This window comes from Catellatospora aurea, from assembly GCF_042663325.1.
In the GTDB taxonomy this organism is placed as follows: Bacteria; Actinomycetota; Actinomycetes; order Mycobacteriales; family Micromonosporaceae; genus Catellatospora; species Catellatospora aurea.
The window spans coordinates 1-15,020 of record NZ_JBHTAC010000008.1; the positions used below are offsets into that span (position 1 = coordinate 1).

General features: G+C 74.2%; 8 protein-coding genes and 1 pseudogene. 2 read left to right on the plus strand and 7 right to left on the minus strand.

Translation table 11 applies throughout. The features are described from left to right. The 3 genes and pseudogenes from ACFQO7_RS10075 to speB all read right to left on the minus strand — a co-directional run. Positions 1-193, minus strand: a pseudogene (locus tag ACFQO7_RS10075) (cellulose 1,4-beta-cellobiosidase); the annotation flags it as partial. Between the two features lie 334 nt (positions 194-527). Further along, complete coding sequence (locus ACFQO7_RS10080) at positions 528-1,145, minus strand: class I SAM-dependent methyltransferase (protein ID WP_376806109.1); 618 nt, start codon at positions 1,143-1,145, stop codon at positions 528-530. Between the two features lie 124 nt (positions 1,146-1,269). Further along, positions 1,270-2,304: an agmatinase gene (speB, locus tag ACFQO7_RS10085; protein ID WP_376806110.1), complete on the minus strand. Its 1,035-nt coding sequence runs from the start codon at positions 2,302-2,304 to the stop codon at positions 1,270-1,272. A 138-nt stretch (positions 2,305-2,442) separates the two neighbouring features. Here speB and ACFQO7_RS10090 point away from each other — a divergent pair, with 138 nt between their 5' ends. Together ACFQO7_RS10090 and ACFQO7_RS10095 are read left to right on the plus strand one after the other, a co-directional pair. After that, on the plus strand, positions 2,443-3,978 hold the full coding sequence (locus ACFQO7_RS10090) for a leucyl aminopeptidase (RefSeq protein WP_376806111.1): 1,536 nt from the start codon (positions 2,443-2,445) through the stop codon (positions 3,976-3,978). Beyond that, positions 3,975-5,654, plus strand: coding sequence for an AbgT family transporter (locus ACFQO7_RS10095; RefSeq protein WP_376806112.1), 1,680 nt, complete (start codon positions 3,975-3,977; stop codon positions 5,652-5,654). Before ACFQO7_RS10090 ends, ACFQO7_RS10095 begins: the two co-directional genes overlap by 4 nt. A gap of 62 nt (positions 5,655-5,716) precedes the next feature. Here the strand turns inward: ACFQO7_RS10095 and ACFQO7_RS10100 are convergent, their stop codons facing one another. The 4 genes from ACFQO7_RS10100 to ACFQO7_RS10115 all read right to left on the minus strand — a co-directional run bounded on the left by ACFQO7_RS10100 (position 5,717) and on the right by ACFQO7_RS10115 (position 15,008). Further along, positions 5,717-10,765: a hypothetical protein gene (locus ACFQO7_RS10100; RefSeq protein WP_376806113.1), complete on the minus strand. Its 5,049-nt coding sequence runs from the start codon at positions 10,763-10,765 to the stop codon at positions 5,717-5,719. Then, positions 10,762-11,640, minus strand: coding sequence for a DUF4132 domain-containing protein (locus ACFQO7_RS10105; protein ID WP_376806114.1), 879 nt, complete (start codon positions 11,638-11,640; stop codon positions 10,762-10,764). Before ACFQO7_RS10105 ends, ACFQO7_RS10100 begins: the two co-directional genes overlap by 4 nt. 156 nt (positions 11,641-11,796) lie before the next feature. Further along, a complete protein-coding gene (locus ACFQO7_RS10110) occupies positions 11,797-13,362 on the minus strand; it encodes an FAD-binding oxidoreductase (RefSeq protein WP_376806115.1) in 1,566 nt (521 codons plus the stop codon). Positions 13,363-13,421: 59 nt separating this feature from the next. Beyond that, complete coding sequence (locus ACFQO7_RS10115; protein WP_376806116.1) at positions 13,422-15,008, minus strand: glycerol-3-phosphate dehydrogenase/oxidase; 1,587 nt, start codon at positions 15,006-15,008, stop codon at positions 13,422-13,424. Positions 15,009-15,020: the final 12 nt, after the last annotated feature.

The following is a 15,020-nucleotide window of genomic DNA, read 5'->3' on the forward strand; positions in this document are numbered from 1 at the left end:
GGTCGCCGGTGTTGGTGATGGTGATGTTCGCGCCGAAGCCGCTGCCGTTGTCCCAGGCCTTGGTGTAGGTCACCTGGCAGGACACGGCGGCCTGTGCGGGCGTGGCCACGGCGACCAGCCCAATGGCCGCCAGTGCGCTCGCGCCGAGCAACGCCGTCAGGCGGCGTCCGGCGGATCTGATCGGAATCCTCACTTGGGTACTCCTTGAGCCAGGCCGGACCGGTCCGCTGGTGGGACCGGTGCGGGGCCTGCGCGGGCACGTGGCCACCGGGTGGGCGGCACGTTCCGGCGCAGGAAGGAAGGGACAGCCCGGACGAGCTGTAACGGCGGTGCGCGGCGCCGCCCGGAGAACCGGGGCCCTCGGTGCCGTGTCGCGCGGTCTGGCTCCCTGCGCGCGTGATGGAAGTTTCACACCGTCGCAACAGGACCGCAATGAGCGTCGATGGATCTGGCACAAAGTCGGGTCGTGCAACTAAGACGTATGATGACCTGGCAAGATCCGCCCGGCAGCGTGCCGGAACGAGTCGTCAGGGCAGGTCGGGGATCGGGGCGTGAGCCCGGATCAGGGCGTCGACGGCCTGCCGTACGCCCTCGTCGGTGGCGACCTCGCGCCGCACCCGCTCGGCCCGGTCCACGGTGAGGCCGTCCACGGCCAGGTGGTGGGTCAGCTCCTCGGGCACCCAGAGCAGGTCGGGGTCCTGCGGGCCGCCGGTGCCGTGGGTGAGGTTGGTGCGGTCGTGGCCGATGGCGAACAGCGTGCCGCCGGGCGCGACCGCGCGGGCCGCCAGCGCCCACACCTGCGCCATCTGATCCGGCGGCAGCTGCAGGTAGGCGATCAGGACCAGGTCGAAGCCCTCCGCCGGCGGACGGTACGCCAGCACGTCGCCGACGACCCAGTCCACGTCGAGCCCGTCCTGCCGGGCCCGCTCGCGTCCCTTGTCGACCGCGACCTGCGCGTAGTCGATCGCCGTCACCCGCCAGCCCTTGCCGGCCAGCCACAGCGCGTTGCGGCCCTCGCCCGAGGCGAGATCGAGCGCCCGGCCCGGCGGCAGCGCGTCGAGCGCGTCTGCCACAAAGCGGTTCGGCTCGGCGCTCCACACCAGGTCGGCGGCGGCGTAGCGGCGGTTCCAGTCCTCGGCGTCCATCGCCGCCGACCCTACCGCCCCGGACCGCCTACGGTGCCCATGATCGCTCGACTTGCCGGGCAGGTGGGCGAATAGACGATCAAGATACGCACAGGTGCCTGGCAAGTCGGACGATCAAGAGCGGTCAGTCGGAGGTGGTGGAGCCGCGGCCGTCGAGCAGGGGGGTGGCCGGGTCCCAGGTGGTGCCGGTGCGGGTGTCGTGGCGGCGGCGGGCCAGGCCGGACAGGGCCTCCAGGACCACCCGGTTGGCGAGCATCGCGGTGATCTCGGCGTGGTCGTACGGTGGGGACACCTCGACGACGTCCATGCCCGCCACGGGCAGGGTGCGGCAGATCCGGGACACGGCGTCCAGCAGCTGCCGGGCGGTGAGGCCGCCGGGTTCGGGCGTGCCCGTGCCGGGGGCGTGCGCCGGGTCGCACACGTCGATGTCGACGGACAGGAAGACCGCGTCGCAGCCGTCCACGGCGATCGCGAACGCCTCGTCGAGCACCGCGTCCAGGCCCCGGGCGCCGATCTCGCTCATGTGGTAGGAGCGCATGCCCTGGTCGGCCATCCAGTCCAGGGTCGGCGGCTCCGGCCAGTACCCGCGCAGTCCGATCTGCAGAAAGCGGTCGCCGCGCACCGCACCGGACTCGATCAGCCGGCGCATCGGCTGGCCGTGGCCGTAGAGCGAGCCGAACGTGATGTCGCCGGTGTCGGCGTGCGCGTCGAAATGGATCACCGAGACCCGGCCGTAGCCGCGCGTCCTCGCCAGGCCGGTGACGTCGGGCCAGGTGATGGTGTGGTCGCCGCCGAGGATCAGCGGGATGACCCCGTGCCCGGTGAGGAAGGCGACCGCGTCCTCGATGCTCTGGCAGCTGCGGAGCACCTCGCCGCTGTAGAGCTCCAGGTCGCCCGCGTCGTACACGGCCAGGTCCGGGCCGAGCGGGTCGACGCGCAGCGCCAGGTGCGGGCGGGACCCGTCGTGCGGCAGGTAGTCGGTGCCCCGGATGGCGTTGGGCCCGAACCGGGTGCCGGGGCGGTGCGAGGTGCCGCCGTCGAACGGCGCACCCAGGATCACCACGTCAGCCTCGGCGTACGTGGCCGGGTCGGCCCAGTCGCAGCGAGGCACCCCGAGGAACGTGAAGTCGGGGCCGTACTGCGCGCCGTAGCGGGTCACGCCTCCATTCTCGCCGGTGGCCCGGCTGATCGACCAATCCCTGCAAAACGTCCTCAAATTCTCCCGAGAGCCGTGATGCTGTGCTTCAGGACAACGATGAACCGGTGTGGGACGCCGTCGGCATGAAGGAGCGGTGGGATGACAGCGACGGCGACAGGTTTCGACCCCGTCCCCTCCTGGACGCGTGTTCCCGAGGTGGCCGTCGTCGCCGCCGGTGACCTCGACGCGGGGGACGCGCCGAGGGGCGTGCTGGTGGCCACCTCGGGTGCGGTGCCGCAGGCGCTGGGTGTGGACCGGGACGCCCTGGCCGGGGCCGGGTTCACCGGCGGGATCGGACAGGCGCTGGCCCTGCCGCGGCCGGGCGGACCGGCCCTGGTCGCGGTCGGTGCGGGGGACCCGGCGAAGCTCGACGGCGACGGGCTGCGCGACGCGGCCGCCGCGTTCGCCCGCGCCGTGGGCACCGCCGGACGGCTGGTGCTGGCGCTGGACGCGATGACCGGCGTGCCGCCGGAGACGGCCGGTCAGGCCGCGGTCGAGGGCGTGCTGCTCGCCCGGTATCGCTTCGAGGTGCTCAAGAAGGAACCCGCGCCGCCGGTCACGGCGCTCACCCTGGTGGCCGCGACGGACGACGTCCAGGCGGTGCGGGACGGGGTGCGCCGCGGGCTCGCGTACGCCCGGGCCGCCGCGCTGGCCCGCGACCTGGCCAACTCGCCGCCGAGCCTGCTCACCGCGGATCGGCTGGGCGGCGTCGCCGCGCAGCTCGGCGCGGACAGCGGGCTGTCCGTCGAGGTGTACGACCGGGATGCGCTCATCGAGCTGGGCTGCGGCGGCCTGCTCGGGGTGAACGCGGGCAGCGCCGACGAACCGCGCATGATCAAGCTGCGCTACCGCCCCGAGGGCGACCCCGACGTGCCCCGGTTGACGCTGGTCGGCAAGGGCATCATGTACGACTCCGGCGGCATCAGCCTCAAGCCGGCCGACGCGGTCCACGCGACCATGAAGAACGACATGTCCGGCGCGGCAGCCATCCTCGCCGCGATGGCGCTGCTGCGCGAGCTGGACTGCCCCGTCGCGGTCACCGGTTACCTGATGTGCACCGACAACATGCCCTCGGGCAGCGCGACCAAGCTCGGTGACGTGCTCACCATCCGCGGCGGCACCACGGTCGAGGTGGTCAACGCCGACGCCGAGGGCCGCCTGGTGATGGCCGACGCGCTGGTGCTGGCCACCGAGGAGCCGGTGGACGCGATCGTGGACATCGCCACGCTGACCGGGGCCTGCCTGCGGGCGCTCGGCGCGCAGATCGCCGGGGTGTTCGGCAACGACCAGGGCCTGGTGGATCAGGTGCGCGCCGCCGCGGCGCGGGTCGACGAGCCGGTCTGGCAGCTGCCGATGGCGCACCGCTACCGCGGCGAGCTGGACTCCGACGTCGCCGACATCAAGAACATGGGCGGCGCGAACGCCGCGGCGATCCATGCGGCGCTATTCCTGGAGGAGTTCGTGGCCGGCACCCCGTGGGCGCACCTCGACATCGCCGGCACCGCGCAGAACGACACCGCGCGCAGCTGGCTTCCGCAGGGCTGCACCGGGTTCGGCGCGCGTCTGCTGCTGGACCTCGCGCTGGCCTTCCGGCGCCCCGAATCGGACCCGTCGGCCGCCAAGGGCCGGGCATGACCGCAGCGACCGCGTCCGCCGGCAAGCGCCCGTTCACCCAGCGGATGCTGGACGGGGTCGAGAAGGTCGGCAACAAGGTGCCGCACCCGGTGATGATCTTCCTGATCCTGATCGGTGTGATCATCGTGCTGTCGGCGATCTTCGCGGCGATGGGCGTGCAGGTCACCTACGAGTCGGCCGCGCCCGCGCCGGTCGTGGCGCAGGAGACCTATCCCGGCGGCACCCAGCAGCCCTCGCTGGACATCCCGCCGGAGGAGTTCTATCACCCCGAGGTGAAGACGCACACCGAGACCACCGCGATCAAGAGCCTGCTCACCGCGGACGGCATCCGGTTCATCTTCACCTCGGCGGTCACCAACTTCACCAACTTCGGTGTCGTCGGCGTCATCCTCGTCGCCATGATCGGCGTCGGCCTGGCCGAGCGGGCCGGGCTCATCGGCGCGCTGATCCGCAAGCTGGTCGCGGTCGCCCCGCCGTGGTCGCTGACCTTCATCATCGTGCTCGTCGGCATCCTGTCGTCGATCGCCTCCGACGCCGGATACCTGGTGCTGATCCCGCTCGGCGCGGTCGCCTTCATGAGCGTCGGGCGGCATCCGCTGGCGGGGCTCGCCGCCGCGTTCGGCGCGGTCGGCGGCACGTTCATGGTGAACGTGCTCATCACGCCGACCGACGGCATCATCACCGAGATCACCAACGAGGCGGTCGCGCTGGCCGACCCGGCCCGGAAGATCAGCCTCACCGCGAACATGTTCTTCGCGATCGGCTCAACCATCTTCCTGGCGTTCCTGATCACCTTCATCACCGAGAAGGTCATCGAGCCGCGGCTGGGCAAGTACACCGGAGCCGTGTCGCACGAGGCCACCGACATCCCCGAGGCGGCGCCGGTCGAGGGTGACGCGCCCCCGGCCGCCCAGGCGCGCGGGCTGCGGTACGCGTTCTGGGGGCTGCTCGCCGTGCTGGCGGTGCTCGTGCTGCTGTCCGTGCCGCCCAAACCGTGGGGCATCCTGCGCAACCCGGTCACCGGCAGCCTGGTCGAGGACTCGCCGCTGATGGACAGCCTGATCTTCATCATCATGCTGGTCTTCCTGGTGTGCGGCCTGTGCTACGGCGCGGGCGCGGGCACGCTCAGGGGCAGCGCGGCAGCGATGGACGCGATCACGAAGACGTTCGCCGGGCTCGGCGGCCTGATCTTCATGCTGCTGGTGATCGCCCAGTTCATCGCGTACTTCAACTACACCAACATGGCCACCGTCGCCGCGGTGAAAATGGCCGACGGGCTGGAGCGCGCCAACATCGGACCGCTGTGGCTGCTCATCGGGTTCATCCTGGTGGTGCTGGTGCTGGACATCATCATCCCGGGCGTGATCCCGAAGTGGGCCATCTTCGCGCCCATCTTCGTGCCGCTGTTCCTGCGCCTGGGCGTCGCGCCGCAGACCGTGCTGGCCGCCTACCGGGTCGCCGACTCACCCATGAACGTGGTCACCCCGCTGATGGTGTACCTGCCGTTCATCGTGCTGCTGGCGCAGAAGTACAAGAAGGAGGCCGGGGTCGGCACGGTGATCTCGCTGATGATCCCGTACATGCTGATCATCGCGGTGGCCTGGACACTGTTCTTCGTCGTCTGGTATCTGCTGGGCATCCCGCTCGGGCCGGGGGCGCCGGTGGAGCTGGGGTAGGTGGTGATCGTCGTCAGGTCAGGAAGCGCGGTCCGACCGCACTTCCTGACCTGAAACAGTGATCATTCACCGACCCGCGCCGCCCACGCGGCACGGAACAGGTCGGCGACCGGTCGGCCGAGCAGCACCGTGCCCAGCGGCGGTGCGGTGTCGAGACGCAGCCCCAGCAGCGGGGCCTTCGACGATTCGAGTGGCAGGGCGGGGGCCTTGAGGTTCAGCCACCCGCCCGGCAGGAACACCGTGCGGCCCGCTCGCTCGCGCCGCGCTTCGACGACGAGCCCTGCCTCGACCAGGGCCGCCCGCAGCGGCTTCAGCCGCGCTGTGGTGACGCCCAGCCAGCGGGCCGCGTTGGCGTCGGTCGGGTCGGGCAGCGCCACCAGCTGGAGGTAGTACGCGGCCGCCTCCGTCGCCAGTCCGTGCGCCGCCGCCACGGCCGCCACCAGCTCCGGCACGCTCACCCTCGGGTCCTGCAGATACGCCACCGGGGAGGACTCCTCACCGCTGCCGACTCGCACGGAGGTGGCGTGGCCGCCACCGCCGTCCGCGAACGTCTCACCGTCCGCGGGCCCCGTGCCGTCACCGCCCATCGCGGGATGCGCGGCACCGCTGATGGCCGCGGCGAGGGCCGGGTCGCGCAGCAGGCGCAGCGCTGCGGCCACGTCGGGCTGGCCGAGGGCCAGCGCCGGGTCGTCCGGTGTGGTGATCGCGGCGGGCAGCAGGTGGTACGCCCCGCGCGTGCCGTGGTCGTGGCTGCGCCACAGGCCGGGCAGGTCGTCGGGCACCAGCGCTCGTGAGTGCACGGCCGTGCCGACGGCCAGCCGCGGGTTGGCCAGCCGCTGCCGCACCAGGTCCAGCGCGTGCGCCAGCCGGCCGCGGTGCGGGTCGCCCGCCGGCAGCCGGTACGCGAGCCAGGCCAGCGCCGCCGCGACCGCGGTCAGCCGCTGCTCGTCGAACGAGTCACCCCGCTCGGCCTTCGTGGCCAGGTACCACTCGTACGCCTCACTCGCCCCGTCGGTGTGCAGCCAGCCGTCGGGTTCCGGGTCGATGACCGCGCGCAGCACGTCGGCCCCGTCCCCGCCCGGGATCACCCGGTCGGCCTCGATCAGCAGCTCCTCCGTGATCGGCGTACGCCGCCCGAACCGCGCGACCCACGCCGCCGCGACCGCGTCCGCGTCGGGCCCGTGCGTCCACAGCCGAGCCGGGTCGGCGGGCACGGCCGCGTCCAGCAGCGCGATGCGATGCTCGTACGCGACCTTCCGCCACCGGTCGACGGCCAGCCGCGCGTGGGCCGCGGACAAACCCAGCGCCTCGCGCTGCGCCGGGGTGAGCGCGGGCTCGTCGTCGCCGATCGGTAACCCCGCCAGCAGCAGCGCGGCCTCGGACCGGGTCAGACCGGTCAGCTCGGCCAGCCGGCCGACCGCCTCGGGCCGCCACGGCGCGGCACCCGAGCCGGTGCCCGTTCCGGTGTCGGAGCCCGAGCCGTCGAGCAGGTCGCCGGCGGCCCGCAGCCGTGCCGCATCGCCCCAGCCCGCCCGGTGGATCTCGGCGCGCACCTCCAGCCCGCGGATCGGGGCGAAGGCCGCCTCCGGGCACCGGTCGACGGCGTACCGGATCGACGTCTGCACCCGGCCGTCCACGGTGAGGCGGTGGCGGTTGCCGGACAGGAACACGATCCGGTGCTCACCCGCGTGGACCTCGTCGGCGTAGCGGTAGTCGTCCGTGACGGCCAGCTCGACGAAGCGCAGCCGCGGGTCGGGCGCGGCGAACGGCGAGTCCGCGAACGCCCGCAGCAGCCGGGCCAGCGCGGCCCGGCGACCCGGTGTCGTGGTCGGCGACGCGGCGACCGTCAGCACCGCGCCCAGCCCCGGCAGCAGCTTCGGCCACGGCGACTCGGCGTTCGGCATGGCGACCGACGCGGCGGCGGCCTCCTCCGTCGTGCCGGTGCTCTTGCCAGGAGCCTCGGACAGCGCCCGGGTGAGCGCCGCGAGCTGGCCGAGGACTGCGGTCCTTGCCTCCTGACCGCCGTAGTAGTAGCGGCTCTTCCAGTCGACGAGCGCGCCGAGCGCGTCCGCCAACTCGCGGTCGGTCGTGTCGAGCGGGGAGGCCGGTGTGCGGGTGGTCGGGCCTGGTGGGGCTGCGGGTGCGCAGGTGGTCGAGCCGTGTTCGGCCGGGTCAATCCCGGCCGTCGAGAGCTGAGCTCCCGGCCCGGGAGTGTTCGGTGTGGCAGCCGACGGCCGGTCGGCTGCCAGACCGCGATCGGCCGAGTCCTGCGGTGCGGTAGACGTCCCGCCCGCAGACTCATGGCTGGTCGCAGGCCGGAGCGGGGCGTGCGCGTCGAGCAGGCGGGACAGGGTGGCGAGGTGGTCGCGGAGCCGGACGGTGGTGCGGATCGCGTCGCGGACGGCCCGGCGCAGCTCCTCGTCGTGGAGTTCGGGCAGGTGTCGGCGGATCGCGACGCGGATCAGCTCGTCCAGGCGCGCGTTGACCCCGCCCGACACGTCCGCCAGCAGCGCGGCGGCCAGTTTCGGGGTGACCGCGCGCAGTGCCGCGGAGCCGCGCTCGTCCCGCGGCCGCAGCCCGTGCCAGTACGTGAACGGCGGCCGGGTGTGCGAGGCGGCGCACTGCTGGACCGGGTGGGCGCCGTCGGCGTCCCAGACCGTGACGGTCAGGTCGGCGGCGCGCGGGTAGCTGATCACGCGGGCGGTGACCGGCCGGGGGCGCTCGTCGCCGGGCAGCCGCAACGCGCCGACGAGATACTGGTCGCCCGAGTGCACGGTCGGCCGCCAGCGCACGGTGCGCCCGTCCGTCGCCTGTCCGAGCTGGGTGCCGTCCTCGAACGCGAACACCCGCCAGCCCAGCAGCCCGTCCGCGCAGCCGAGCGGCGATCCGGCGAACGCCTCCGGCGCGGGCCGCAGCCACGACCACCGGGCGATCAGGCGGCCGCCCGCGGGTGCGTCCTGCTCGAAGAACGTGGGCAGGCCGGCCCGGCCGCCGATGCCGGTCGCCGGGTCGTACTCGCGCCACCGCCAGACATGCGCCTGGCCGGGCACGTGCGGTTCGCGCTCGTTGCGCCAGTACGTGGTGCCGTCGCTGCTCACCTGGTAGACGTGCGGTTCGTGGCCGCCGGACCAGGGCCGCCCGCCGGTGGTGACCCCGCCGGGGAACGGCAGCTGCGGCATGGGAGCCCCGGACCAGTCGCGCTCGCCGGCACGGGCCGCGAACACGTCGTGCGGGCTGTCGGCCCAGTAGCCCCAGCGCTCGCCGTCCTCGCGGGCGCCGGTCACCAGCAGGCGCCCGTCGAGGTCGCGGCCGTCGATCGCACGGTGGTGCCAGGCCGAGCCGGGCGGAGGCTGCACGGTGTGCTCGTCGGATCGGCCGTCGGGGTGCACCCGGACCACCCGGGTCTGGTCGGTGAGGACCAGCGCGGGCCAGCTGTCGGTGGGTTCGACCCGTTTCAGCGGGGTCGCCGCCGTCTCGTATGCCGGCCAGCCCAGCTCGCTGACGAGGCCCGCGCGCAGGGTGCGCGCCAGCACCTCGGGCATGTCCAGGGCGGCCAGCCGGCGCAGGTCGTGCGGCGCGACCATCACGCCCTGCGCGCTCCACAACGGAGCCAGGGATCGGGTCACCGTCTCCAGCCCGGCCAGCGTGGTGCCCTGTGCCTGCTCGGCGAAGACGGCGAGGCCGTCGCGCAGCGCGGTGGCCAGCCCGGCGGTCTCCAGCACCAGCGGGAGGCGGCGCAACCGGTCCCTGCCGAGCGGCTCCGCGCCCAGGAAGAGACCCAGCAGTTCCCACGTGCCGCGGGTGAGCGCGGGCAGCAGTGTCGGGTCGGCGGCCACCGCGGCGAGATCCCGGCGCCCGTCGCCGACCGTCTCGGCCCACTGCCGCACCGGCAGCGTGTCCGTGTCGACCTCGACCACGATTCCGTGCGCCCGGCAGGCGTCGAGCAGGTCGAGGTCGACGCCGCACGACTGCAGGGGCGGGGTGAGGCGCAGCGGGCGGCCCGCCGCGCGCAGCCGCGGCGCGAGCCGTTCGATCAGTGCCGCCAGGCGCGGGCTGCGGGTGAGCGGGTGCCGGTAGCCGCTGTCGCGGTGCTGGACGAAACGCTCCAGCCAGGACGCGGCGTCCGGTCCGTCCGCGGCGGCCAGCAGCGCGACGGCCCCGGCGGCCTCCAGCAGCTCCAGCCACTGCTCGCACAGCTGCGCGTCCTCGCGCGCCGGGAGCAGCGCCAGCAGCCGGACCGGCACCTCCGGATCGCGCCGGGCCAGCCGCTGCAGCACCGGGCGGTACGCCTTCCAGAAACCCGCGTGCGCCTGCGCCACGGCGGGCAGCGGGAGCAGGTCGCCGAGCAGCGCCTCGTCCTCGGCGGCGGCGTTCAGCCCGGCCGCCTTCGCCAGCGCACGCAGCTCCTCGGCGAAACCCGCGCCGGGCGGCAGTCCGCCCGCGACCCGCCGCACCGCGATGTCGCGCACCAGCCGGTAGGTCTCTCCGCCAGGCCTGCGTCGGCGCAGGTCCCGGGCGTACTCGGTGAGCGCCTTGGCGGTCAGGGCACCCGCGAGCGCGAACTCCAGATGCACGTCGCGCAGCCGGTCCTCGTCGACGGCCGACCCGTGCTCCCGCTCGGCGCGGCGGGCCAGACCGAAGCAGGTCGCCGCCTGGCGGAGGTTCTCCGCGGCGACGTACGCCCGCCCGGCCTGCTCCCAGAAGGTCGGCAGGAAATGCGGCGCGGTCGCGGCGAGGCGGCGGGCGATGGCCTCATAGCCGTCGCGGGCGTTGCCCGGTTTGGACTTCGCGAGCCGGGCCAGCCGTTCCAGGTCCTTCACCAGGGCCAGCGCCTCGCCGCCGCGCGCCGGGTCGTTGACCAGCACCCAGTCGGGGAAGCCGAGCGCCCGCACCCGTGCGTGCCCCACCGGTACGGCCCCGGACCGGGCGAAGCCGAGATACTCCATGCTCTGGTCCTCGGCCGGCCCGAGCGGTTCGCCGGCCAGGCGCACCACGGTCCGGCCGGGCAGCGCCGGGTGCGTGTAGGAGCGCCCGGTCAGCACGGCGACGCCGGCCACGCGCGGACCGGAGCCGGGCAGCACCGCACCGGCGTCGAGCAGCTGCTCGGTCATGACTCCTCCTCGGTGACGGTGCGGCCGGCGTGCAGCGCGGCGGCCAGCCGGACGCCCTCGGACCAGGCGATCGGCGGCACGTCCGCGGTGGGCATGGCGCGGCCCTGCGCGTCGGCGAACTGCAGCGCGCCGGTCCAGGCGGGCTCGCCCGGGTAGCTCTCGCCGGCCCACACCGTGGCGTCGATCGAGCGGCCGTCCTCCCAGATCCGGCAGCGGACCGTGCCGCCGCGCACCGGGTAGCCGAGCGCGATCGCCCGCGAGGTCAGCAGCCTTTGCTGCGCGTAGTGCGCGCCCTCGTACGCGGCGATGACCGCGGCCTGCCCGGCGGCGTCGGCGGGTTTGCCGTGCACGTCCCGGAACAGCTGCGAGGACCCCATGTTCAGCTCGACGGCGAACTCGCGCAGCTCGTCGAGGTCGGCCAGCAGCACCGGGTGCGGGACGGTGAAGCGCTCGGCGGACAGCCACGCCGACTCGCCGTCGAGGTCGACCACGCCGACGCCACGGTCCGGGTCGACGTCGCGCAGGAATCCGGCGCGGGCCAGGTCGGGCCCGTCTGCGCCGTACGGCGTCACGATCAGGTCGCGCAGTTCGGCGCGCCAGGCGTCGTCGGCCCAGACCGTGGCCAGCAGTCGCGCGGTGACCGGCAGGCTGTGCACCATCCAGCGTTCGACGTCGGCGCGGACCTGCGCCTCGTGCCGGGCCAGCCAGTCGCGCAGCTGCCGCAGCCCGGCCACGGCCCGATCGTCCTTCAGCGCGGCCGGCATGGCCTTGAGGCGTACGTCCTGCGCGTTGCGCGCCACGATCCGTCCGCTGCTCAGCGCCACCTCGTAGCCCGAGCCGGCGGGCAGCCAGCCCGTCGTCGTGTCCCCGTTCACGAGCGGGGATTGTGCCAGCGTCGACTGACAAGTTGCTTACGCAGAAATTCCTGAAGACAGGGATGGCGTCGCGCGGGAAAACGAGGTACCTTCGCTTGCAAGCCCGCTTCGACGGTTTCCCCCGTGATCGCCGAAGCGGGCTTCTTACTGCGCTGATCAGGGCAGCAGCACGCCCGGGTTGAGCACGCCCGCCGGGTCCACAGCGGACTTCGCGGACCGCAGCGCCAGCGCGAACGGCTCCGGCCGCTGCCCGGTGTACCAGGGCAGATGGTCGCGGCCTACGGCGTGGTGATGGGTGATCGTGCCGCCGTTAGCCGCGATGGCGTCACCGGCCGCCCGCTTGAGCGCGTCCCAGATCGCCACCTCGCCGCCGCGCCGACCGGCCGCGTACACGGTGAAGTAGGGCGCCGGGCCGTCCGGGTAGACGTGCGTGAACCGGCAGGTGACCAGCGCCGGGCTGCCCGTCTCGGACTCGCCCGCCGCCGCGACCGCCTCGATCACCGCGGCGTGCAGCGCCTCGAACGCAGCCCACGTGCACGCCGTCTCGAACGTCTCCACCACCACCCCGAGCCGGGCCAGCCCGTCGCGCAGGTACGGCGCGCCGACGAAGGTGTCCCGCCAGCGCCCGGTGCTGTCCTGCGCCGCGTCCTCGGCGACGCCGCCATGGTCGCGGCACAGCTCGACGGCCCGCGCGAGCAGCGCGTCGACCGGGTGGTCGGCGGACTCGAAGCCCAGCAGCAGCCGGCTCGACCCGTCGGCGACCGCCGCGCCGAGCATCGCTTCGAGCGGGTCGAGCAGGCGGCAGTTCGCCGGGCGCAGCCCCGACTGGGCGACCGCGCGCACGGCGCGCACCGCGTCGGCGTACCCGCTGAAACGCAGTGCGGACCCGGCGCGGAACGTCGGGCGCTGCTGGACACGAGCCCAGCCCTCGGTGATGACGCCGAGTGCGCCCTCGGAGCCGAGCCAGAAGCGGTCCGGCGACGGGCCCGCGCCGGAGGCGGGCACCCGCAGCGACTGGGCGATCCCGGCCGGGGTCACCACCCGCATCGACTCGACCAGGTCGTCGATGTGGGTGTAGCCGGTGGCGTAGTGGCCGCCCGCGCGGGTGGCCAGCCAGCCGCCGAAGGTGGAGAACTCGAAGCTCTGCGGGAAGTGCCGCAGGGTGAGGCCGTACGGGCGCAGCGCGTCCGCCAGGTCGGGGCCGAACGTGCCGCCGCGGATCAGCGCGGCCCGGCTGACCTCGTCGACCTCGACCACCCCGGACAGGCCGGTCAGGTCCAGCGACAGCCACGGGCCGCCGCCGCGGTACTCGACCCCGCCGACGACGCTGGTGCCGCCGCCGAAGGGCACGACCGGCGTGCCCGTGTCCGCGGCCCAGTCGAGCACCGCGATCACGTCCTGCTCGTCACGCGGGTACGCGACCAGGTCCGGCGGGTTGTCCAGCGCGCCGTGCAGCAGCCGGACCACGTCGCGGTACGCGCGGCCGTACGCGTGCGCGGCCCGGGTCCGCGCGTCGTCGCGGCACAGCGCGGCGATGCTCGCGGGCGGCCGCAGTCGCGACGGCGGCAGCTCCGGCACCGCGGGCACCGGTGTCAGCTCGCCGTCCAGCGGCAGGAACGGGCCTACCCGCCGCGCCAGCTTCGCGCACCCGTCGGCGTCCACCGCCTGGTCCGCCCAGCCCCAGCCCCACCACGACCGCTCCCGGCCGGTTGCGCCGCCCATACCGTTCTCCACTCGTGTCGTCGCTGCTCACAGCGCTGTGATGATGGGAAGGGCACCTTCTACAACGCGGAGCGTTGTGCACAGCCGCTGCTCGTCTCGCTGACGCGAGCCGACGATGCCCTTCCTTCGTTCAGGACGTGTTCGGCCGTCGTCAGGGCGGCGGCGCGGTGGTGGGGGACCAGGCCCAGTCGGGTGCGCCGGTCGAGCAGGTCGTCGACGTCGAGCGCGCCTTCGTGGCGGACGGCCCATTGCAGCTCGGCCCCGGTCACGGGGCTGCCCGGGGCGATCGGGGCGTGCAGTTCCGGCGCGGCCTCGGCGAGCACCGCGGGGGCCTCGGTGCCGTAGCGGGCGATGAGGCGGGCGGGGGCGGGGACGCGGGTCAGCAGGTCGCGGGGGGCCGCGCCGGGTAAGGGCAGGTCGCGGGTGCGGCAAGGACCGGCGTTCATGCCGCGGCGGGTGGCCAGGACGTCGACGGTGTCCTCGGCCATGCGGCGGTAGGTGGTGAGCTTGCCGCCGACGACGGTCAGGACGCCGTCATGGCCTTGGATGACTGCGTGGCGGCGGGAGATGTCGGCGGTGCGGCCGCCCGCGGCCATCAGGGGGCGCAGGCCGGCGAACGCGCCGAGCACGTCGGTGCGGCGCACCGGGGTCTCCAGGGCCGAGTTGAGCACGTCGAGCAGGAAGTCCACATCCGACTCGGGGACCTCGGGCACGTCGGGGACGGGGCCGTCGACCGGCTCGTCGGTCAGGCCGACGTAGACCAGGCCGTCGGCCTGCGGCAGCACGATGACGAAGCGGGACAGCTCGCCGGGCACCGGGATGGTCAGTCCCGTCCACAGGCCGCCGAACAGCGACGACGGCAGCACCAGGTGGGTGCCGCGCGAGGGCCGCAGGGTGATGTCGGGGGCGAGCTGCCCGGCCCAGACGCCGGTCGCGTTGACGACCGCGCGGGCCCGGACGGTGTGCCGGGCGCCGGTGAGCGTGTCGAGCACGGCGGCCGCGTCGCCGGTCAGCTCGGTGGCGCGGCAGCGGGTCAGCACCTTCGCGCCCGCCCCGGCCGCGGCCCGGGCCAGGCCGGTGACCAGGCGCGCGTCGTCACACAGCTGCCCGTCCCAGGACAACCGCGCGCCGCGCAGCCCACCGGAGCGCAGCGCGGGCACCATGCCGCGGGCCTCGGCCGCGGACAGCGAACGCACCCCGGGCAGGATCGCGCGCCGGGTGCCCGCCACGGCGCGCAGCAGGTCACCGGCGCGCAAACCGGCCCCGGCCAGGCCGATGGTCAGCGGCGCGGTGTACGCGGTCGCGGGCAGCATCATCGCCAGCGCCCGGGTCAGGTGCGGGGCGGTGCGGGCCATCAGCACACCGCGCTCCACCGCGCTCTCGTACGCCACCCCGAGCTCGCCCTTGGCCAGGTAACGCAGCCCGCCGTGGACCAGTTTGGAGCTCCACCGCGACGTGCCGAACGCGAGGTCGTGGGCGTCGATCGCGGCCACCGACAACCCGCGTGTGGCGGCGTCCAGCGCGACCCCCGCCCCGGTCACGCCGAGGCCGACCACCAGCACGTCCACCACTTCACCGGCGGCCAGTTCAGCCAGTTCGCGATCCCGGCGCGACGCGTTGAGAGAGGTGCGGGCAGCGTCCGACACGGTCGCCTCCTT

What these genes read in the sequence shown, in the direction of transcription:
- ACFQO7_RS10090 (WP_376806111.1), top strand. Translation starts at nt 2,443, where the DNA reads ATGACAGCGACGGCGACAGGTTTCGACCCCGTCCCCTCCTGGACGCGT.
- ACFQO7_RS10095 (WP_376806112.1), top strand. Translation starts at nt 3,975, where the DNA reads ATGACCGCAGCGACCGCGTCCGCCGGCAAGCGCCCGTTCACCCAGCGG.
- ACFQO7_RS10110 (WP_376806115.1), bottom strand. Translation starts at nt 13,362, where the DNA reads ATGGGCGGCGCAACCGGCCGGGAGCGGTCGTGGTGGGGCTGGGGCTGG.
- ACFQO7_RS10100 (WP_376806113.1), bottom strand. Translation starts at nt 10,765, where the DNA reads ATGACCGAGCAGCTGCTCGACGCCGGTGCGGTGCTGCCCGGCTCCGGT.
- ACFQO7_RS10080 (WP_376806109.1), bottom strand. Translation starts at nt 1,145, where the DNA reads ATGGACGCCGAGGACTGGAACCGCCGCTACGCCGCCGCCGACCTGGTG.